At 69.6% G+C, this 19,146-nt stretch carries 14 protein-coding genes and 1 pseudogene; 7 read left to right on the forward strand and 8 right to left on the reverse strand.

All coding sequences use genetic code 11. The annotated features are described in order from the left end of the window. Nucleotides 1–12 precede the first annotated feature (12 nt). From ACFE6Z_RS14180 to ACFE6Z_RS14195, 4 genes are read left to right on the forward strand one after another with little or no spacing between them, the layout of a single operon-like run. Nucleotides 13–2,541, forward strand: a complete 2,529-nt coding sequence (locus ACFE6Z_RS14180) for a C1 family peptidase (protein ID WP_375386343.1) — start codon at nucleotides 13–15, stop codon at nucleotides 2,539–2,541. 51 nt (nucleotides 2,542–2,592) lie between these two features. Continuing rightward, nucleotides 2,593–3,519 carry an SDR family NAD(P)-dependent oxidoreductase gene (locus tag ACFE6Z_RS14185; protein WP_375386344.1) on the forward strand — a complete coding sequence of 309 codons (927 nt, stop codon included), beginning with the start codon at nucleotides 2,593–2,595 and terminating at the stop codon, nucleotides 3,517–3,519. Nucleotides 3,520–3,575: 56 nt separating this feature from the next. Beyond that, nucleotides 3,576–3,797, forward strand: a complete 222-nt coding sequence (locus ACFE6Z_RS14190) for a hypothetical protein (RefSeq protein WP_375386345.1) — start codon at nucleotides 3,576–3,578, stop codon at nucleotides 3,795–3,797. 16 nt (nucleotides 3,798–3,813) lie between these two features. Continuing rightward, nucleotides 3,814–4,416 carry a 4'-phosphopantetheinyl transferase family protein gene (locus ACFE6Z_RS14195; protein WP_375386346.1) on the forward strand — a complete coding sequence of 201 codons (603 nt, stop codon included), beginning with the start codon at nucleotides 3,814–3,816 and terminating at the stop codon, nucleotides 4,414–4,416. Nucleotides 4,417–4,535: 119 nt separating this feature from the next. On the opposite strand, the gene ACFE6Z_RS14200 is transcribed toward ACFE6Z_RS14195, so the two are convergent. The 3 genes from ACFE6Z_RS14200 to ACFE6Z_RS14210 are packed head-to-tail and all read right to left on the reverse strand — an operon-like array spanning nucleotide 4,536 to nucleotide 10,290. Next, on the reverse strand, nucleotides 4,536–5,843 hold the full coding sequence (locus tag ACFE6Z_RS14200) for a M1 family metallopeptidase (RefSeq protein ID WP_375386347.1): 1,308 nt from the start codon (nucleotides 5,841–5,843) through the stop codon (nucleotides 4,536–4,538). Continuing rightward, nucleotides 5,840–9,778, reverse strand: a complete 3,939-nt coding sequence (locus tag ACFE6Z_RS14205) for a Pls/PosA family non-ribosomal peptide synthetase (RefSeq protein WP_375386348.1) — start codon at nucleotides 9,776–9,778, stop codon at nucleotides 5,840–5,842. Before ACFE6Z_RS14205 ends, ACFE6Z_RS14200 begins: the two co-directional genes overlap by 4 nt. Nucleotides 9,779–9,783: 5 nt before the next feature. Beyond that, nucleotides 9,784–10,290 (reverse strand): hypothetical protein, encoded by a 507-nt coding sequence (locus tag ACFE6Z_RS14210; protein ID WP_375386349.1) that lies wholly within the window; start codon nucleotides 10,288–10,290, stop codon nucleotides 9,784–9,786. A gap of 205 nt (nucleotides 10,291–10,495) precedes the next feature. Between ACFE6Z_RS14210 and efeU the strand changes: the two genes are divergently transcribed. Both efeU and efeO read left to right on the forward strand, forming a co-directional pair. After that, nucleotides 10,496–11,464: an iron uptake transporter permease EfeU gene (gene efeU / locus ACFE6Z_RS14215; RefSeq protein ID WP_375386350.1), complete on the forward strand. Its 969-nt coding sequence runs from the start codon at nucleotides 10,496–10,498 to the stop codon at nucleotides 11,462–11,464. Beyond that, nucleotides 11,461–12,690, forward strand: a complete 1,230-nt coding sequence (gene efeO, locus ACFE6Z_RS14220; RefSeq protein WP_375386351.1) for an iron uptake system protein EfeO — start codon at nucleotides 11,461–11,463, stop codon at nucleotides 12,688–12,690. Before efeU ends, efeO begins: the two co-directional genes overlap by 4 nt. A 24-nt stretch (nucleotides 12,691–12,714) precedes the next feature. Here efeO and helR read toward each other — a convergent pair. From helR to ACFE6Z_RS14240, 4 genes and pseudogenes are all read right to left on the reverse strand, one after another. Further along, a pseudogene (helR, locus tag ACFE6Z_RS14225) lies at nucleotides 12,715–14,853 on the reverse strand (RNA polymerase recycling motor ATPase HelR). Nucleotides 14,854–15,029: 176 nt separating this feature from the next. Then, on the reverse strand, nucleotides 15,030–16,112 hold the full coding sequence (locus ACFE6Z_RS14230; protein WP_375386352.1) for a DNA glycosylase AlkZ-like family protein: 1,083 nt from the start codon (nucleotides 16,110–16,112) through the stop codon (nucleotides 15,030–15,032). A gap of 27 nt (nucleotides 16,113–16,139) precedes the next feature. Next, nucleotides 16,140–16,481, reverse strand: coding sequence for a cupin domain-containing protein (locus ACFE6Z_RS14235; RefSeq protein ID WP_375386353.1), 342 nt, complete (start codon nucleotides 16,479–16,481; stop codon nucleotides 16,140–16,142). A 37-nt stretch (nucleotides 16,482–16,518) separates the two neighbouring features. Beyond that, complete coding sequence (locus tag ACFE6Z_RS14240; protein ID WP_375386354.1) at nucleotides 16,519–17,082, reverse strand: TetR/AcrR family transcriptional regulator; 564 nt, start codon at nucleotides 17,080–17,082, stop codon at nucleotides 16,519–16,521. Between the two features lie 71 nt (nucleotides 17,083–17,153). Here ACFE6Z_RS14240 and ACFE6Z_RS14245 point away from each other — a divergent pair, with 71 nt between their 5' ends. Further along, nucleotides 17,154–17,699, forward strand: a complete 546-nt coding sequence (locus tag ACFE6Z_RS14245) for an SRPBCC family protein (RefSeq protein WP_375386355.1) — start codon at nucleotides 17,154–17,156, stop codon at nucleotides 17,697–17,699. 24 nt (nucleotides 17,700–17,723) lie between these two features. Here the strand turns inward: ACFE6Z_RS14245 and ACFE6Z_RS14250 are convergent, their stop codons facing one another. After that, nucleotides 17,724–19,076 (reverse strand): DUF1254 domain-containing protein, encoded by a 1,353-nt coding sequence (locus tag ACFE6Z_RS14250; RefSeq protein ID WP_375386358.1) that lies wholly within the window; start codon nucleotides 19,074–19,076, stop codon nucleotides 17,724–17,726. Nucleotides 19,077–19,146 lie beyond the last annotated feature (70 nt).

Here is a 19,146-nt window from a genome sequence, read left to right on the forward strand (position 1 = left end):
GAAAGATCGGATGTGGTCATCGTGCCCAACTCGTTCGCGCTCCAGCCCCTCGCCCAGTTCACCCGCGGAATCGACGACGCGCTCACGCTCGCGATCCGCAACGACTGGGTCACCGCACTACCTCCTGTGCTGCTCGTCGGCGATGAGGTCTCGCTCGCGGCGGATCAGACGCCGATCCGCGACCAGCAGGATCGGGGCACCTGCTGGGCCTTCGCCGGCATCGCCGCGCTCGAAGCCGCGTACAAGCGACAGCATGGCCTGACCCTCGATCTGTCCGAGCAGTACCTGTTCCACATCTGCAAGGCGCACGAGAGCGACTTCGGCAATCACTCGCTGATGGGGTTCCAGGGTTCCAGCGACATCGTCAAGCACATGGAGCGCATGCGGGTGCCGGAAGAAGCGGATGCCCCGTACCTCACGCAGGCGGCCATGCTCGCCGGCATCCCGGCAGCCGCCGTCCTCAACGCTGCGGCCAGCCCCACGCAGGAGCAGCGCGACGACTTCGAGTTCTCTCCGCTGCACATCCCGTTCGCCGCGCGAGGCGACGCGAAATACGGCGTGAAGTCGTCGGGGGTCCTCTCGAACTTCTCGATCGCCGATCTCGAGAGCGTGATCCGTGCGAAGCACGAGGTCGTCGTCAATGTCACCACCGGCGGCGGCGGGCACGTGCTGCTGCTCGTCGGGTTCAACAGCACGTTGCGCTACTTCATCGCGAAGAACTCGTGGGGCGGGTCGGCGCTCATCCACATCGCGTACGAGAACGACCCGACGTTCACGATCAACACGGGCGTCGCGCACTACATCATCGACGTGATCGACCCGGCGATCGACCGACGGGCCGCCTTCATCGGCCAATGGGACATGGATCACGACGGCTGGCGCGGGCGACTGACGCTGCGCCGCTTCACCGATCTGCGCGCCGGAAGCGACACGTTCGACGCCGGCTCGGCGACCAAGCTCGGCAGCTACTACCTGTCGGGCGCGAAGCACGATGTGACGGGATGGTTCGCGGATGCTGGCCAGACCGCGCACCTGCACATCGCCGACATCGGCGAAGGCGGGCAGGACTTCACGCTGAGCGTGTATTCCAACGACGTCTCGCTCGCGGCGGGCGACACCGCGTGGGCGACGATCCCGTTCGGCGCCCGGATCGGTCGCGCGCCCATCGAGGCCGCAGCGCCCGAGGACTTCGATCGAGTGCACTGGCTCGGGACGTGGGAGCTCAATCACGACGGATGGCGCGGAGTCCTCACCATCGACGGGGTGGACGCCGCCTCCGGCGCAGCAGCGCTGTCGTACCGCCGCTCGACGGGCGAGGTGCGACCGGTGCAGGGCGCTGCCCGGCCGGGCAGACTGCACGTGCTGGATTTCACGATCGACTTCGGGCCCGACAACTCCGCCCAGCCGTTCACCCTGATCCACCACACCCGCGAGCACGGTCTCGCGTCGGGCTTCACGACGTGGGCGGGCAGGCGCTTCGGCGCGGTGGCCGCCAAGACCGCGGACAAGCCCGCGTGGCGCAGCTTCGAGGTGGCCCCGGTCGGCAGTTCGTCGGCCATCCCGAACATGACGTCGGTGTCACGCATCCCGACCTCGATGGAGACCTGGTGGGTCGGGCCGCAGGGCTCGATCGAGGGGGCGTTCTGGTACGACGGAGGGCAGTGGACGAGGTATCAGCTCGCACCGGCCGGTTCGGCCGCAGCAGGATCCGGGATCGCGGCGGTGGCGCGGATCCCCGGCTCGCTGGAGCTGTGGTGGGTCGGGCCGCAGGGCACGATCGAGGGGGCGTTCTGGTACGAGGGCGGCGCGTGGACGCGCTACCAGCTCTCCGGCCCCGGCTCCGCCGATCTCGGATCGGGCATCGCTGCGGCCTCCCGCATCCCGAACTCCATGGAACTATGGTGGGCGGGGCCCAACGGTTCCGTCGAGGCCGCGTTCTGGTACGAGGGCGGCCAATGGACCCGCTACCAGCTGGCCCCCGACGGATCCGCGGGGCGTGGCACGGAGCTCGCCGTCGTCTCGCGCATCGACACGTCGATGGAGCTGTGGTGGACGGGACCCGCGGGAGCCGTGGAGGCCGCCTTCTGGTACGACGGCGGACAGTGGACGAGGTATCAGCTCGCGCCGGCGGGATCCGCGTCGATCGGCGGTGGTATCGCGGTCGTTTCGCGCATTCCCACCTCGATGGAGCTGTGGTGGGTCGGTGCGACCGGATCGATCGAGGCTGCGTTCTGGTACGAGGGCGGGGCGTGGACGCGCTATCAGGTCGCACCGCAGGGGTCGGCGCTGCCCTCCACCGGCATCGCGGCACTCGCGCGCAAGCCCGAGACGATGGAGCTGTGGTTCGCCGGTGCCGACCAGTCGGTCCAGGGTGCGTTCTGGTACGACGGCGGGCAGTGGACGCGCTACGCGCTGGAGGGGGCTAATCAGGCGGATAACCCGTTCGCCGTCACCGCGGTCAGCCGGGTGCCCGGTTCGATGGAGCTGTGGTGGGCCGGCTCAGGCGGCAGCATCCGCGATTCGTTCTTCTACGAGCTGTAGGGGTGCGCGCCCGGCGTCGGCGCCTCGAACGATGGCGCTTACGCTGAGGGGATGAGCAGCTTCGGTGCACACACGACCGCCGCCGAGGTGGTCGAGGGCCTGGACCTCGGCGGCCTGCGGGTGGTGGTGACGGGTGCCGCGTCCGGCATCGGACTCGAGACGGTGCGGGTCCTCGCCGGAGCGGGCGCCGACGTCGTGCTTACGGCCCGGCGTCTCGAGCAGGCCGAGCGGGCGGCGAGCGGAATCCGCGATGCGGTCGCCGGGAGCGTCACGGGTGCGGCGATCGACCTGACCGACCTCGACTCTATCGCCGCCTTCACGGCGGGCTGGGATGGGCCGCTCGATGTCCTCGTCGGGAATGCCGGAGTCATGGCGTCGCCGCTGATGCGCACCCGCTATGGCTGGGAGCTGCAGCTGGCGACGAACCACATCGGCCATTTCGCGCTGGCGGAGGGGTTGCACTCCGCACTGAGCGCCTCGGGCCGCGCGCGCATCGTCTCGGTCAGCTCGGTCGGCCACATCAACGGCGATGTCGACCTCGACGATCTGAACTTCGAGCGCCGCGAGTACGACCCCTGGGCCGCGTACAGCCAGTCGAAGACCGCGAACATCCTGTTCGCCCTCGAGGCGGCCTCGCGGGGCGAGCGCGACGGGATCATCGCCAATTCGCTCAACCCCGGGCGGATCGCCGCCACGAACCTGAGCAGGCACCTCGCGCCTCCGCCGGCGAGCTTCGATCCGGCCGGGAGTTCAGGAGTGTCGGTGAAGGACATTCCCCAGGGCGCCGCCACCTCGGTCATGCTCGCGGTCTCACCCCTGATCGGGACGACGACGGGGCGATACTTCGAGGACTGCCGGATCGCAGAGGCGTACCGGCCAGGCCTCCGCCGCGGGATCGCGCCGTACGCCACGAATCCCCGTCACGCCGCGGCGCTGTGGGACGCGACGGAGAAGCTCATCGTGAGTGCCCGGGGCTGACGCACGCCGTCGCAGAAGTTCACCTCCGCGTAACCACCGCGTGGGATCGTCCCTCCATGTCGATGTCAGAGCCGATCATGCCCCCGCACAAGCATCGTGATGACTCCCGATCCGGTGAGCACGACATCGACACCGACGTCGATGTCTTCCTCGATGACGAGGGCGATTCCTCGGCCGGCGGGTTGCCGACGCTTCCGGCCAACGGCGTCTTCCGGGTGCCCGCGCCTGGCGAGGCGCTGACGGCCGAGCAGCTCCAGAGCGATCTCGACAAGGAATAGCGCGTACTCTGCCGGAGTGAGCGACCCTCCGCCCGGACGTGCACTGCGAGGTCCGGTGCGACTGGCCTGGGCGGATTCGCCGACGTCCCGCGCGACCGGCAGATGGCTCCTCGCCGAGCTCGTCGGAGAGATGCTGCCCGGCGCTGATGTGGCGTTCTCGACCGTGTGCCCGCGGTGCGGCGCCGACCACGGCCCGCCGGTCGCGGTCGGGCTGCCGGTCTCGGTGAGCGTGAGCTACGCGGGGTCGCTCGTCGTCGTGGGAGCAGTGCATGGCCGGGATGCGGCATCCCTCGGTGTCGACGTCGAAGCCGTCAGACCCGGACCAGGCGGGCCGATGGCCGACCTGGCAGCGCTGTTCGCGCCGCAGCCCCCGCCCGATCTGCGCGGGTGGACGATGATCGAGGCCGCGCTCAAGGCCGACGGGCGCGGGCTACGGGTGCCGCCGGGTGACGTCGTGGTGGACGCGCGGCGCGGGGCTGCAGCATCCGTCCTCGGCGAAGCCACCGTCCTCGTCTCGGTGCCCGGCCGCGCCGACCTGATCGAGGCCGCCCCCGCACCCGCGCCGGTGGGCTACCTCGTCAGCGTCGCCGTGGTCGCGCGGAGAAGCGCGAGCCTGTAGCCGTCTCGCCGGTGGGACTGCCGTGGCCGAGCCCGTGTCTGCAAGCTGGCGGACATGGGCGCGCCGCCCGACCATCTTCCCGACATGCGGGCAGCGAGTAGGATCCCCGGTCGCGCCGCTCAGCGCCACCGTCGTGCCGCGGGGAGCGGGGGAAGCGCGGGGGTATCGAGCCACGCGTGGAAGAGTCCGGCCAGGGGCGCACCGGTGACCTGCTCGGCGAGCGCGGCGAAGTCTTCGCGGGTGGCGGTGGCGGCGCCGTACCGGCGCGTCCAGTTGCGCAGCACGTCGAAGAACGCGTCGTCGCCGACGGTCAGGCGCAGCGCGTGGAGCGTCAGCGCTCCCCGCTTGTAGACGCGGTCGTCGAACATGTGGTCGGGTCCTGGGTCGCCGAGCAGCAGGTTCTGGGGGAGGGCGGCGAGGCGCGCGTGGTGGGAGAGAGCCCTCTCGTGCGCGGTCGGGCCCCCCGAGCGCTCCGACCAGATCCACTCCGCGTAGCAGGCGAAGCCCTCGTTCAGCCAGATGTCGCGCCAGCGCGCGAGGCCCACGCTGTTGCCGAACCACTGGTGGGCCAGCTCGTGGGCGATGAGGCGTTCGGATCCGCCGACCCCGTCGACGTGGTTCGCGCCGAAGATGCCGATGCCCTGCGCCTCGAGCGGGATCTCCAGGTCGTCGGCGGTCACGACCACCGAGTAGTCCTGGAGCGGATACGGGCCGAACGCCTCGGTGAACACCGCCATCATGCGGGGGAGGTCTGCGAAATCGGCGCGCGCGCGCGCGGCGATCGGGCGGGGGTAGTGCAGCTCGCCCACGACCTGCCCGAGCGGGATCGAGTCGGTCGTGTACTTGCCCACCTGCACGGTGGCCAGGTAGGTCGCGGTCGGGGTGTCGCGGTCGAACGTCCAGGTGGTGCGGCCGCCACGGGTCACGTGACCCGTGCGCCTCCCGGCCACGACGGTGTACCCGGGGTCGGTGGTGAACGACAGCCGGTACGTGGCCTTGTCGGACGGGTGGTCGTTGCAGGGGAACCACGTGGGGGCACCGGTCGGCTGGGCCGCGACGAGCGCGCCGTCGGTGAGCTCCTCCCACCCGATCGTGCCCCAGCGCGAGCGGCGCGGGCGCGGAGCGCCGGCGTAGGTCACGGTGACGGTGAACCCCTCGCTCTCGGCCAGTGGCCGGGAGGGCGTGATCCAGAGCTTGCGATCGGTCTGCCGGAAGCTGGCCGACTTGTCGCCGCCCACGCGCACGCGGGTGGCGCGCACGCCCACGAGGTCGAGCACGATCGAGCGCGTGGGGTGCACGACGCTCCCGCGCAGGACGGCGGTGCCGCTGAGGCGATTCGTGCCCACCCGGTAGTCGAGGGTCAGGTCGTAGTGCTCGATCCGGAGGTTGGCATCCCCGCTCTGCGCCGTGTACGGGTCGCCGCTCATACGTCGGCCGACTGGTAAGAGCGCACCTTCACCGCTCGCCAGGGTCCGATCGGATTCCCGCTCCACCGTGTGCCGACGGGCACCGATTCGCCGCGCATCACGAGAGAGGCGGGCCCGACGGTCGCGTCGGCGCCGATCTTCGCAGCGGGCAGGATCACGCTGTGCGGCCCCAGGGTCGCGCCCGCTTCGATGGTCACGCTGTCGATGCTCATCACACGATCATGGAACAGATGCGTCTGAACCACGCATCCGCGGTTCACCGTCGCCCCGTCGCCGAGTGTCACGAGGTCGGGTTCGGGCAGCCAGTAGCTGTCGGTCCAGACTCCGCGACCGATCTTCGCGCCGAGCGAACGCAGCCAGATCGCGAGTGCCGGAGTGCCCTGCGCGGAATTGGCGAACCACGGCGCCGCGAGCATCTCGGTGAACGTGTCCGACACCTCGGTGCGCCAGACGAAGCTCGACCACAGGGGGTGCTCACCGGGGCGGATCGGCCCGACGATGACCCACTTCGCGATCGTGGTGATGACGGCGGCCACGGCGCCCGCGAGCATCACGACCACGCCCGACAGCACGATCGCGATGATCGGGCCCCACGCCTCGATGAGGGCGGAGAGGGTGAACAGCACCGTGAGCCCGAGGGCGCACGTGACGAACACCGGCACGATGCGGCCGAGCTCCCACAGGGCCCGCGCGACGCGTAGCGACCTGCGCGGCTTGTAGGTGCGCTCGAGGTCGGAGTCGTTGACGACGCGGCGGAGCCGCACGGCCGGCGACCCGAGCCACGACGAACCCGGCTTGGACTTCTCCGGGGCGACCGACAGCACCGCGACCAGGCCGTCGCGCGGCACCCGGTGACCGGGCCCGGCCATCCCCGAGTTGCCGAGGAATGCGCGCTTGCCGATGCGCGCCTCGGCGATGCGCATCCATCCGCCCTTCAGCTCGTAGGTCGCGACCATCGTGTCGTCGGCGAGGAACGCGCCGTCGTCGATCGTCGTGAGCGAGGGGAGGAGCAGAACAGTGGATGCCTCGACATCGTGCCCGATCTTCGCGCCGAGCATCCGCAGCCAGACGGGGGTGAACAGGCTCGAGTAGATCGGGAAGAGGAACGTGCGGGCGGAATCGAGCAGCCGCTCGATCGACCACGCCTGCCAGGCGATGCGGCTGCGCACCGGATGCACGCCTTCGGCGAGGCCGATCGAGAGCAGCCGCACGAGGACCCACACGGCGGCGGCGAACGTGAGCCCCGTCGCCAGTGTCGCGGGCACGAGCCAGATGAGCGCCGGCACGATCGCGCCCGTGATCGAGGTGGATCCGGCGATCGCCTGCGCGATCAGCACCCCGCCCACCGCGAACGACAGGAACGGCAGGAGGCCGAGCACCGCCGAGGAGGCAGCGTACGCCCACAGCCAGCGCTGCGGCGCGGGCGGGCGCTCGCGCGCGAGCGGGCTCGAGGTGCCGCCGACGCGCGCCGCCGGCGATCCCGCCCAGCGCTGGCCTGCGCGGACGCGCCCGAACACCGCCGAGCCGGGGGCGATCTCGGCGTTGCGGCCGATCTTCGTGCCGGGCGCGAGCGTGCTGCGTGCGCCGATCGACGCGCCCGCGCCGATCCGGATGCCGCCGATGCGGACGGTGTCGCCGTCGATCCAGTACCCCGACAGGTCGACCTCGGGCTCGATGGAGGCGCCCTCGGCGACATCGAGCATGCCGGTCACCGGCGGCAGGGCGTGCAGGTCGACGTTGGGGCCGATCTTGGCGCCGAGGGCGCGGGCGTAGTAGCTCACCCACGGTGCTCCGGCCAGGCCCACCGGGTCGATCTGGTGGGCGACCTGCTCGGCGAGCCAGAGCCGGAGGTGCACGGCGCCGCCGCGCGGATAGTCGCCGGGGGTGAGGCCGATCAGCAGCAGCCGGCTCAACGATGCCGAGATCGCCATGCGCCCGAACGGCGTGACGAACAGGACGAGGCCGATCACGATGACCCACCACGGCGCGCTCGGCAGAAAGTCGAAGCCGGGGAAGAACTGGAGGATCCAGCCAGCGGTCAGCAGCCACATCGTCCAGCGGAGGCCCGTGAGGATGAACAGGGGGATGCCGGCGAAGCTCTGCACCCACTGCATGACCCGCGGGGTCGGCCGCGGCGTGCTGAACGTGGCCGGCCGCTCGTCGGGGTCGGCCGCCTCGGCCTCGACGGCGTCGGCCATGCGGCGCAGGCGCGGCAGGTCGTACACGTCGGCCATGGTGAACTCGGGCGCCCGGGTGCGGATGCGCGAGACGAGCTGCGCGGCGGCGAGTGATCCGCCGCCGAGCTGGAAGAAGTCGGCGTCTTCATCCGCCGGGCGGATGCCGAGCACGGCCACCCACTGCTCGGCGAGCCACGCCGCCGTGCCGGTGAGGGGGGAGTCCGAGGCATCCGTGTCGGTCAGCGGCCAGGGGAGCGCGGCCTTGTCGACCTTGCCGGACGTGCGGACGGGCAGCTCGTCCATGACCGCGAGCAGCGGAATGAGGGGAGCGGGCAGCGTTTCGGACAGCTCGGCGCGCGCGGTCTGGCGGTCGAAGCCCTCGGTCGGCACGACATAGCCCACGAGAAGGGCGACACCGCCTTCGGAGCGCTGCACGACGACGGTCGCCGCCGATACTCCACTGAGCGCCTGCAGCGCCGCTTCGACTTCGCCGAGCTCGATGCGCCGGCCGCCGACCTTCACCTGGTCGTCGGCACGGCCCTGGAAGAGGAGGCCCGCGAGGTCGGCGCGCACGAGGTCGCCGGAGCGGTAGGCGCGTTCCCAGCCGAGCGTCGGCATGGGCGCGTACTTCTCGGCGTCCTTCGCGGGATCGAGGTAGCGCGCGAGTCCGACGCCGCCGATGATGAGCTCGCCGACCTCGCCGTCGGCGACCGGGTTGCCTTCGCCGTCGACGACCGCGAGCGCCCAGCCGTCCAGTGGCAGGCCGATGCGCACCGGGCCCTCGCCGTCCATGAGCGACGCGCACGCGACGACGGTGGCCTCGGTGGGGCCGTAGGTGTTCCACAGCTCACGGCCTTCGCCGACGAGCCGGGCGACCAGCTCGGGAGGACAGGCCTCGCCGCCGAAGATCAGGAGGCGCACGTTCTCGATGGCGTCCTGCGGCCAGAGGGCGGCCAGGGTCGGCACCGTCGAGACGACGGTGATGCCGTGACCCACGAGCCACGGGCCGAGGTCTTCGCCCGAGCGGACGAGCGCGCGCGGTGCGGGCACGAGGCACGCGCCGTGGCGCCACGCGAGCCACATCTCCTCGCACGAGGCGTCGAACGCGACCGACAGGCCGGCCAGCACGCGGTCGCCGGGAGCGAGCGGGGCCCGCTGCAGGAAGAGGCGGGCCTCGGCATCCACGAACGCCGCCGCCGATCGGTGCGACACGGCTACGCCCTTGGGTACACCCGTCGAGCCCGACGTGAAGATGATCCACGCGTCGTCGTCGATCGTGGGCGGCGGCACGGTGTGCAACGCGGTCGAGCTCGGGTGGGGGTCATCGCCCACGAACAGGTCATCGCCGGAGGGGATGGTGTCGGGATGCTGCTCCCCACGCGGCACGTACGTGCCGGGACCGGTGATCACGCCGCGCACCTTCGCCTCGCCGAAGACGAGGTCGGCGCGCTCCTGCGGGTCGTCGGCATCGACGGGCACGTAGGCCGCGCCGGCGGCCATGATGCCGAGGATCGAGAGGTACAGCGCCCGGTCGCCCGACGCCATCCGCACGCCGACGCGATCGCCACGGCGCACGCCCTGTTCGTGGAGGCGTGCCGCCGTCCGCAAAACCTGCGCGACGAGTTCGGCGTAGCTGAGCGCCCCGACCCCGTCCTCGATCGCCGACGCCTGCGGGTGCTGCCGGGCGGTCTCGCGAAGGATGTCGATCAGCGTCCGTGGCGCGGTCGCCGCCGACGTGCGGTCGAGGTAGGCCTGCACGCGGATCAGGACGACAGCAGCGCGATCAGCTGCGCCTTCGTCAGACGGGAATACCCGGTTGCCCCGGCGGTGCGCGCGCGCTCGCGCAGCTGCACGACCGTGAGTGCGGACAGGCCGGGAGCGGCCGCGGAGGCGGTCGGCGCAGCGGGCGCCTTCTTTTGGGTGAGCTTGTTGTCGGTGGCCTTCTTCGCGGCAGCCTTCTTTGCGGCGGCCTTCTCGGTCGCGGCCTTCTTCGCGGCCGCCTCGGCGGCGCGCTTGCGCTCGATGCGCTCCGTCGCCTTCTGGATGCTCGAGATCGCGGCGGTCGCCTTCTTCTCGACCTTCTTCGGAGAACGCGCGACCTTCTTCTTCGAGGCGCTCGCAGCATCCTTCGCGTCCGATGCCAGCGAAAGGAGCGTCTTCGCATCCTTCTTGGGCAGGGTCTTGCTCAGGCGCTTCGCGTCTTTGGCCGCCGACTCCGCTGCGGTCTGCGCCGCCTTGGCGGTCTGCGCCGCCTTCGTGGTGTTCGCCATGGGGAACCTCTTCATTTCGGTAGATCACCGGGCTCGACGAGCGCGGTGAGGCCGCCAAGAGTACAGGGCGCAGGAAAACGGAACCTGAACTGCCCGGCGATCGAAAGTCGGATTCGTTCTGGCGATCCGGCCCATTTCAGGTACCGTTGTGAGGGTTGCCTAACCTGACCGGCACCGTCTCCCCTTCCCGAAAGTGAGGTCCTGCGTGTTCGCCACCTTCCTCATCGGGCTGCGCGAGGGCCTCGAAGCTGCGCTCGTGGTCGGGATGCTGGTGGCCTACCTGTCGCGGATGGGCCGGCGCGACGTGCTGCCCAGGCTCTGGATCGGCGTCGCGCTCGCGATCGTCCTGGCGCTGGCGATCGGGGCTGTCCTCACGTTCGGCGCATATGCCCTGACGTTTCAGGCGCAGGAGATCATCGGCGGCCTGCTCTCACTCGTCGCGGTCGCGATGGTGACGTGGATGGTCTTCTGGATGCAGCGCACCGCGCGGACGATGAAGGCCACCCTCGAGGGGCAGGTCGATCACGCGCTCGCGGTCGGCGGCCTCTGGGCGATCGTGATCATCGGATTCGTCTCGGTCGGACGCGAGGGCATCGAGACCACCCTGCTCTTGTGGTCGATGGTGCAGTCGTTCGGCGATGCACCCGCCGCCCTCATCGGGGCTCTCCTCGGTCTCTTGTGTGCCGTGGTGATCGGCTGGCTGCTCACGCGCGGCCTGCTGCGACTCGATCTGCGGCGCTTCTTCGCCTGGACCGGCGCGATCCTCGTGATCGCCGCTGCCGGCGTGCTGGCCTACGCCGTCAAGGATCTGCAGGAGGCCGGAGTCGTCGCGGGCCCGTTCACCACGGGCGCGCCGACCGACCTCGCCACCGGTGCCGTCGCGACCGGCTGGGGAGCGTTCCCGCTCGGCTGGGCGTTCGACCTGAGCGCCATGATTCCGCCGGGAAGCCCCGTCGCAGCGGTGCTGCAGGCGACGGTCGGCTTCATGCCCCAGATGTCGTGGCTCCAGGTCGTCGCCTGGGTGCTGTACGTCGGCATCGTCGGCTTCTTCTTCGTCCGGGGTCTGCTTCGCGGATCCCGCTCCGCCCGTCCCGCACCCGCACCGACGACGCACTCCGAGACGCCTCGCAGCGATTCGGCGATCCTCACCCTCTCGACCCAGGAAGACCGATGACTCTCCGACGACCTCTCGCGGCCATCGCCGCCGTTTCCCTCGCCTCGCTCGTGCTCGCCGGGTGCGTCGCGAAGACGGCGGGCTCGGCATCCGCGTCACTGGACGTGACCTCCACCGATTCGACGTGCGAGGTGTCGGCCGCCACCGCGACCAGCGGCAACGTCACCTTCAACGTGACCAACAACGGCTCGGACATCACCGAGTTCTACCTCCTCGGCGAGGACGGCCTGCAGATCGCCGGCGAGGTCGAGAACGTCGCCCCCGGAGCATCCCGTACCCTGTCGCTTACCGCTCAGCCGGGCGCGTACTTCACGGTGTGCAAGCCGGGCATGGTCGGCTCGGGCGTCGGTCGCGCCGCGTTCTCGGTCACCGGCGATGCGGTCGCGGTCAGCGGTGACGACGCCGCGCAGAAGCAGCAGGCCGTCACCCTGTACGCCGCGTTCGTGAAAGATCAGGTCGGCCAGCTCGCACCCGCGGCAGACACGTTCGCCACAGCGTACGAGACCGGCGACGACGCCGCCGCACGTCAGCAGTTCGCGAACGTCCGCGCCTACTACGAGCGCATCGAGCCGGTGGCCGAGGCGCTCGGCGACCTCGACCCGAAGATCGACTATCGCGAGCTCGACGCCGTCGCGGAGGGGCTGGACTGGACCGGCTTCCACCGCATCGAGAAAGACCTGTGGGTTCCGGCCACCGATGCGCTCAACGCCGATGATGTGACGCCCGCCTGGCAGAACTGGCAGCCGTCGACCCCCGAGCAGCGTGCGGCCTTCGCGACGCACCTGCGCGCCGACGTGCAGTCGCTGTTCGACTACGTGCACTCCGACGAGTTCGTCACCACGCTCGACGAGCAGGGCATCGCGGGCATCTCGAACGGCGGCATCAGCCTGCTCGACGAGGTCGCCACCGGGAAGATCACCGGTGAAGAGGACTGGTGGTCGGGCACCGACCTGTACGACTTCGCCGCGAACGTCGAGGGCGCGAAGATGGCGTTCACGCTGGTCCGCGACTTCGCGGACTCGAAGGGCGCGGAGGGTACGAAGCTCACCGCCGAGATCGACTCCGGGTTCGCCGATCTCGACGCGGCCCTGGCCGCACACGGCTCGCTTGCGACCGGATTCGTCGACTACCGCGCCCTGAGCGAGGCCGACAAGCGCGAGCTCATCGACCTGATCAATGCGCTGGCCGAACCGCTCTCACAGCTGACGGGCACGATCCTCAGCTGAGATCTGGTCGCCGCTTCCCGGTCCTCACCCCCGAGCGGAGGCGAGGACCACGAGCTGCTGCGTCGCGCGGGTCATGGCGACGTAGCGGTCCACCGCTCCCTCGATCCCCATCCCGAACGAGTCGGGGTCGACCAGCACCACCAGGTCGAACTCGAGGCCCTTCGCGAGTTCGGGGGTCAGTGACCGGACGCGCGCGGAGCCGTCGAACGAGGGGTCGCCGATCACGCACGCGATACCTTCGGCGTGGGCGTCGAGCCACTCATCGACGATCGCGTCGAGGTTCTCGCGCATGCCGTACCGCACCGGGACGCCGCTCTCGCGCACCGAGATCGGCACGTTCGCGTCCGGCAGCGCCTCGCGGATCACCGGCTCGGCCGCGTCCATCACCTCCTTCGGCGTGCGGTAGTTGACGGTGAGCGATGCGACCTCGACCCGGTCGAGGCCCACGCGGTGCAAGCGCTCCTCCCACGACTCGGTGAAGCCGTGGCGCGCCTGGGCGCGGTCGCCGACGATCGTGAAGCTCCGCGAAGGGCACCGGGCCGACAGCATCCGCCACTGCGCGTCCGTGAGCTCTTGCGCTTCGTCCACGACGATGTGCGCGAACGGCCCGTCGAGCGTGTCGATGCGGTCGTCGGTCACTCCCGATGCGCCGGCGAGCGAGTTCTGGAAGTCCTGCCCGCGGAGCATCGACATGACCGACATCTCGGAGTCGTCGGCGGCGATGAGGTGGTCGACGACGTGCGACATCTCCTCGCGCTCGGCCGCGAGCGCGGCCTCGCGCCAGCGCCGGCGGATCGACGCATCGGGGTCGCCGATGCGCCGGCGTGCAGCATCCAGGAAGGGGAGATCCGACTCTGTCCACGCGAGCGGATCTTCGCGCTGCAGGGCGGCGACGTCGTCGTCGCTCAGCCACGGAGCGCAGCGCCGCAGGAAGGCGGGCGAGCTCCAGAGCTGCCCGACGAGCGCGACCGGTTCGAGCAGCGGCCATGCGCGATCGAACGCGCCGGTGAGCTCTTCGTTCTGCGCGAAGGCGCGATTCAGGAGCGATGCCGGGACCGCCCCATCGGCCGAGTCGGTCAGGATCTCGACGAGCGTCTCCCACACCTGTTCGCGCGCGTCGTCGTGCGAGGCTCCCGGCTCGGCGGAGGTGAACGCCTCGGCCCAGTCGGCGCCGCTCAGCAGCAGATCGATCCACGGCGTCTCGACCAGGAGGCCCTCGGCCGGAGGCCGTTCGTAGAGCGCCACAGCGGTCTCGATCGCGTCGAGCAGGCGGACGGATGCTTTGAGCCTCGCGGCATCCGGATCCGTCTCGGTACCGGCTGTCGGGCCCTCCGGAACGAGGTCGCGCAGCGTGCAGATGCGCACGCCGTCTTCGCCGAGGCGCGGCAGCACGTCGTCGACATAGGCGAGGTAGGGCTCGTACGGGCCGACGAACAGCACCCCGCCGTGGCCGCGATCGAGCCGAGGATCGGCGTACAGCAGGTATGCGGTGCGATGGAGCGCGACGACGGTCTTGCCTGTGCCCGGGCCGCCGTCCACGACGAGGGCGCCGCGCGAGCCGGCGCGGATGATCGCATCCTGGTCTGCCTGGATCGTGCCGAGCACGTCCTGCATGCGAGCCGAGCGCGTGCGCCCGAGACTGGCGATGAACGCGGACTGGTCATCGAGCGCCGCGGCGTGTTCGAGCCCCTCCGAGGTGAACACCTCGTCCTAGTAGTCGACGATCCTGCCGCCGGTCCACCGATACCGCCGCCTGCTCGCCAGGCCCATCGGCCGTGCATGCGTCGCGCCGAAGAACGGCTCGGCTGCGGGGGAGCGCCAGTCCACGAGCAGGTGTCGGCCGCCGCTGTCGGTGAGGCCCAGCCGGCCGATGTAGACCGGCTCCGAACCCTCCGTGTCGACGATGCGCCCCAGGCACAGATCCAGGCCGAAGCGGCGCAGGATGCTGAGGCGCGAGGTCAGCCGATGCACCTCGAGGTCGCGATCCAAGGCCTCCTGGCCGTCGCGGCCCGGCTGCAGGCGCACGCGGTCGAGGCGTTCAGTGAGCGCGGCGATCGACTCGTCGAGGGTTGCGGCGATCGCGGCGAAGTGCGCCTCGTCGTCGCCGATGAGGGAGGGATCCGCCTTTGCGGCGAGGCGGTCGGGGAGGGTGAAAGCAGGCACGGCCGCCCATTCTGCGCCCCGAGGGGGGCCTTGCCGCAAGGCCCCCCTCGGGCGATATCCTGGAAATGCGGGGCGGGGCGTAGTACGTCGGTCCGGGGGATCTCGATAGGCTCGCACGCTCGCTACTCGATCACCGCCGCCGGGGATCTCGATACGCTCGCACGCTCGCTACTCGATCACCGGCGCTCGGCCAGCGACAGACCCAGCCACGCCGCGAGCTCGGCGATCTCGGCCCGCACCATCTCGTCCTCTTCCGGCTCGAACGGCAGGAACTCGTGGACGGCGTTCACCCGCAGCTCGCCGCGCTCGCGGTCGGCCTCGGCATCCAGCATCCCGACGAATCGGTCGCCCATCAGGATGGGGTGCGCGAAGAAGCCGTAGACGCGTTCGGCCTTCTTCTTGAACTGCTCGAGCACGTACGTGAACTCGAACACCTCCTCGAGCCGCTTGCGATCGAAGAGCATGCCGTCGTAGGGGCTGAGAAATGCGACGCGACCGCCGTCGTCGTCTTGGAGGGCGGCGATCGCCTCAGGGTCGACCCTGAACTTCTGCCTGCTGCCCTCGACCACGGCCTCTTCGCCCGATGTCTTGCCCGCGCCGCTCCAGTACCAGTGCGGCCGCGCGAGACCGGATGCTCGCAGCCAGCGCTCTTCGAGCAGGTGCGCGGCCTCTTCGGCCTCGTACTCGGGTAGGTCGTGCGGATATACGCGCTCGGCGAGATCCCACCGCTTGTGGCGACCTTGCCTGCCGGCGACCGCGACGACACCCTGCCGCACGAGGAAGTCGAGCATGATCGGCACTTGGTTCGATCCGCTCCACCCGTCCGGCGCGCGGCTCACCTGCGCCGTGTCGGGGATGTCGCTCGTGAGCAGAGGCCCCTCCGCGCGGAGTCGGGCGATGACGTCCGCCCGGAACCTGTCGTTCGCGTCGAGCCACTGTTTCGTGCTCTCGCGGGTCGGCCACGCGCGCATCTTCGGCAGCATGAGCGGGAGCAGGCTGATCGGGCGGAAGGCGCCGTCGAACTCGAAGAGCAGCCGATCGGTCTCGACGGCCTTCTTCAGCTGGCCGGGTTCGTACGACCACCCGATCCGCGACCAGAGCTCGGTGTCTTCGCACGGCGCGATCGTCGCGGTCGGGTCGATCTTGATCCAGCAGATCTGCTCGGCCACCTCGACGACATCGCCGGGCCGGTCGGCATCGAGCAGCTGGGCGCGCACGATGATGCGGCGTGCCTCGTCACGGCTGAGCTGATGCGTCACGAGTCGAGGGTACGCGTTGGGCGGCGCTCAGACAGTCGGAGCGCCCGGAGTCAGTACGGGAGCTTCGCCGGGTCCGGACAGGAAGTAGCCCAAGAAGGTCGCGCCATCGGATGTCGCATCGAACCGGTCGATCACGACATCGGCGGGCTCGTAGAAGACGTCGCCCGCGTGCAGGATCGCCTCCGGCCCTCCGCCGACCTGGAAGACGACTGAGCCGACTTCAATGGTTCCGAACACCGGCCCGTTGTGGTGGTGGGGGCCGGCCGCCACGTTCGGCTGCATCGTGATCCGGCGCACGTGCACCGTGGCCGTGACCTGGTCGGGGAGCGCCTGCTCGAGAAGTTCGACTCTTTCCACGGGTTCGGCCATGCCGTGATTCTGCCAGCCTCTGGTCGTGGCGGGCAGATTACGGCGCGAGGATGTCGAGCGCCAACTGGCGCAGCAGGTCGGTGATGTCGTCGAGCCCCTTCTCCTTCGTTCCGTGCCCCGCAAGCGTCAGAGTGATCGCGCCGTGGGTGGCTGCCCACAGCTTCGACGCTGCAGTCTTGGACGCGGCCCTGTCGTGCAGGACTCGGTCGATGAGACCGACGAAGGTCTCGTATGCGTCGAGGCCGGCTCGGGTGAGTTCGGGGTGTTCGTCGGTGGCGAGGTCGGCGCTGTAGATCAGTGTGTAGACGGCGGGTTCTGCGCGGGCGCGGGCGATGTAGGCCTGGAGAGCCGCGTCGAGCCGAGCTTTCGCGTCGTCGCTGTCTTTCCCGGCGGATTGGAGCGCGTGCTGGATGCGTCGGAGTCCGTCTTCGGCGACCGCGGCGAGAAGGTCGGATTTATCGCGGAAATGGCGGTAGGGAGCAGCGCGACTCACCCCGGCGGCTGTACCCACGGCACGCAGGGTCACCGCTGAAATCCCGTCGGCTTCGGCGATCTCCCTCGCGACCCGGACGATGCGATCACGAGTCGGTTCGGTCGTCATCTGCTCATCCTACGTTGACATTGTCAACAAACTCGCTACGCTAGGTTGACTTAGTCAACTTAGGAGAAGCCATGTCACTGATTTCGCCGACCGATCGCACCGTTCCCATCACCGTGGAACGCCGCATCGAGCTGACGCCGAGTGAGTCTTTCCAGATCATCGCCCCGATCGACCTCGGCCTGATCTTCCACAAATGGGGTCCGCTGCCGGGGGTGACCGGCGTGAAGAACCAGACCGGCTCGTGGGATCAGGTGGGACGAAGCAGAAATCCCCAGCTCACCGATGGCACGACGGCGAACGAGCAGCTGACCGAATACAACGCTCCGCACAGCTTCGCGTACCAGCTCACGGAATTCACCAACCCGATCCTCTCTCGCCTCGCGATCGGAGTTCGCGGCGAGTGGACCTTCACCCCTGACGGACCGGGAACACTCATCCGGTGGACCTACGAGTTCCTGCCGCGTCCCCACCGCCGACTCGCGCTGCGTCTAGGGCTCGCACCCCTCTGGCGGCGCTACATGGAATCAGCGATAGAGGCCACCGTCGTCGCGGCCCGCGACATCGCCCACCAGCAACTGCGGGGCTCGGCCGTGATCTCGAGCCCGATTCCCGGATAGCGACCCGTTGGTGCGCATTGCGCGTCAGGCGGGTGTGATGTCGCCGAGTTTCCAGCTGCGGTCGAAGTAGGTTTCGAGGGGTCCGTAGAGCCGGAAGTAGCTGAACCAGTGTTTGCCAGGGATGGTCTGCACCCAATTGGTCTCGCCTGACTCGGGAGCGGTGGGGCCGAAGTACAGGTCGACGGAGCCATCCGGGTTGGTGAGGAGTTCGGGGTCGCGCGATCCCCGGTCGCCGCGTTGCTGGCCGTTGTCGATGAGGCAGCGGGTGCCGACGTCGTACACCGTCGCAGACCAGAACAGCTTCGCGGGGGCGCCGGCGGGGACGTGCAAGGTGTAGTCGCAGGCACCGTCGAGCCAGTCGCCGTGGGCGTCGGTGTACGAGCCCAGGTATGCCTGTCCGGCACCGGGCGTCGTGCTCTTCATCGCTTCGGAGAAGCTGACAGCTTCGTAGAACCACGAGGCGCGTTCGAGGAGTTCGTCGTAGCCGTTTCCGCGCTGCGCGGAGTTATTCAGCACGATGGCCTGCTCCCAGGCCCGGTCGGGCCAGTACGGGCCCTGGTCGAAGCGCTTGGCGAAGGTGTTCGCCTGCGCCATTAGCTCGCCTGCGGTGGCGCCCTGTTCGAGGATGCGGATGAGGCGCGTAGTCGGATCGAACGGCTTCCCCTTCTCGATCCCGAGCTGTTTGAGCATCGCGAGGTAGAACCGATCGCGCTCATCTACCACCTCGCTCTGGTAGATCTCGTGCAGACGTCGCCAGTACTCCAGACCGCGCGGTTGGTCGCCGCTCCATACCCGCCCGTCGGGCGCCACGATGCGTGTCGGCGCCGGGCTCGCGCGTCGCTCGTACGGATAGATCCGAACTGCGCGCACGAGCTGATCGGAACGGGCCGCGTCGGGATCGAGAGTGCGGAAGCCGAACATGATGTTGACGCCCGATGACACAAGAATCCGGTAGGCCTCGTCGAGATCGTCCGGCGCTTCGACGCCCGGTGCGAGCACCAGGTACTTGCCCCCTTCACCGCGATCCGGTCCCATTTCACCCATCGCACCGACCTCGCGCTGCCAGAAGTCCGACACCCCTCCAGCAGTGGGACCCGCGGGAAGTTCGATGACCAGCGGGCCGGTCTCCGACAGGTCGAAGAAGTTGAGGATGTACGGGGTCGTGGCGTTCGCGGTGATCAGCCCCAGGCGGTCACGATAGGAGAGGTACCGGACCAAGTCGCTGCTGGTCGCGCCGAAAACGTCGTAGTGCTGCGTCTTCCACTGCGCGTACGACACCAGCGGCAACGCCCACAGGTACGCCTGGCACGCGAGCTGATAATCGAGTTCATCGAAGATCACCGGGACCGCAGCTCGGGCGGGTAGATCGCCCTCCAGCGAAAGACCATCTAGCTGTGATGTCCAGGCAGGTTGTTGAGTCTGCTGACGGGTTCGGCTCCGATTGCGG

Origin of the sequence: uncultured Microbacterium sp. (assembly GCF_964244775.1) — a bacterium.
In the GTDB taxonomy this organism is placed as follows: domain Bacteria; phylum Actinomycetota; class Actinomycetes; order Actinomycetales; family Microbacteriaceae; genus Microbacterium.

Bases quoted from the DNA above. Each gene is read 5' to 3' on its own strand.
- ACFE6Z_RS14185 (WP_375386344.1), top strand. From the start codon at position 2,593: ATGAGCAGCTTCGGTGCACACACGACCGCCGCCGAGGTGGTCGAGGGC.
- ACFE6Z_RS14190 (WP_375386345.1), top strand. From the start codon at position 3,576: ATGTCGATGTCAGAGCCGATCATGCCCCCGCACAAGCATCGTGATGAC.
- ACFE6Z_RS14200 (WP_375386347.1), bottom strand. From the start codon at position 5,843: ATGAGCGGCGACCCGTACACGGCGCAGAGCGGGGATGCCAACCTCCGG.
- ACFE6Z_RS14210 (WP_375386349.1), bottom strand. From the start codon at position 10,290: ATGGCGAACACCACGAAGGCGGCGCAGACCGCCAAGGCGGCGCAGACC.
- efeO (WP_375386351.1), top strand. From the start codon at position 11,461: ATGACTCTCCGACGACCTCTCGCGGCCATCGCCGCCGTTTCCCTCGCC.
- ACFE6Z_RS14235 (WP_375386353.1), bottom strand. From the start codon at position 16,481: ATGGCCGAACCCGTGGAAAGAGTCGAACTTCTCGAGCAGGCGCTCCCC.
- ACFE6Z_RS14240 (WP_375386354.1), bottom strand. From the start codon at position 17,082: ATGACGACCGAACCGACTCGTGATCGCATCGTCCGGGTCGCGAGGGAG.
- ACFE6Z_RS14245 (WP_375386355.1), top strand. From the start codon at position 17,154: ATGTCACTGATTTCGCCGACCGATCGCACCGTTCCCATCACCGTGGAA.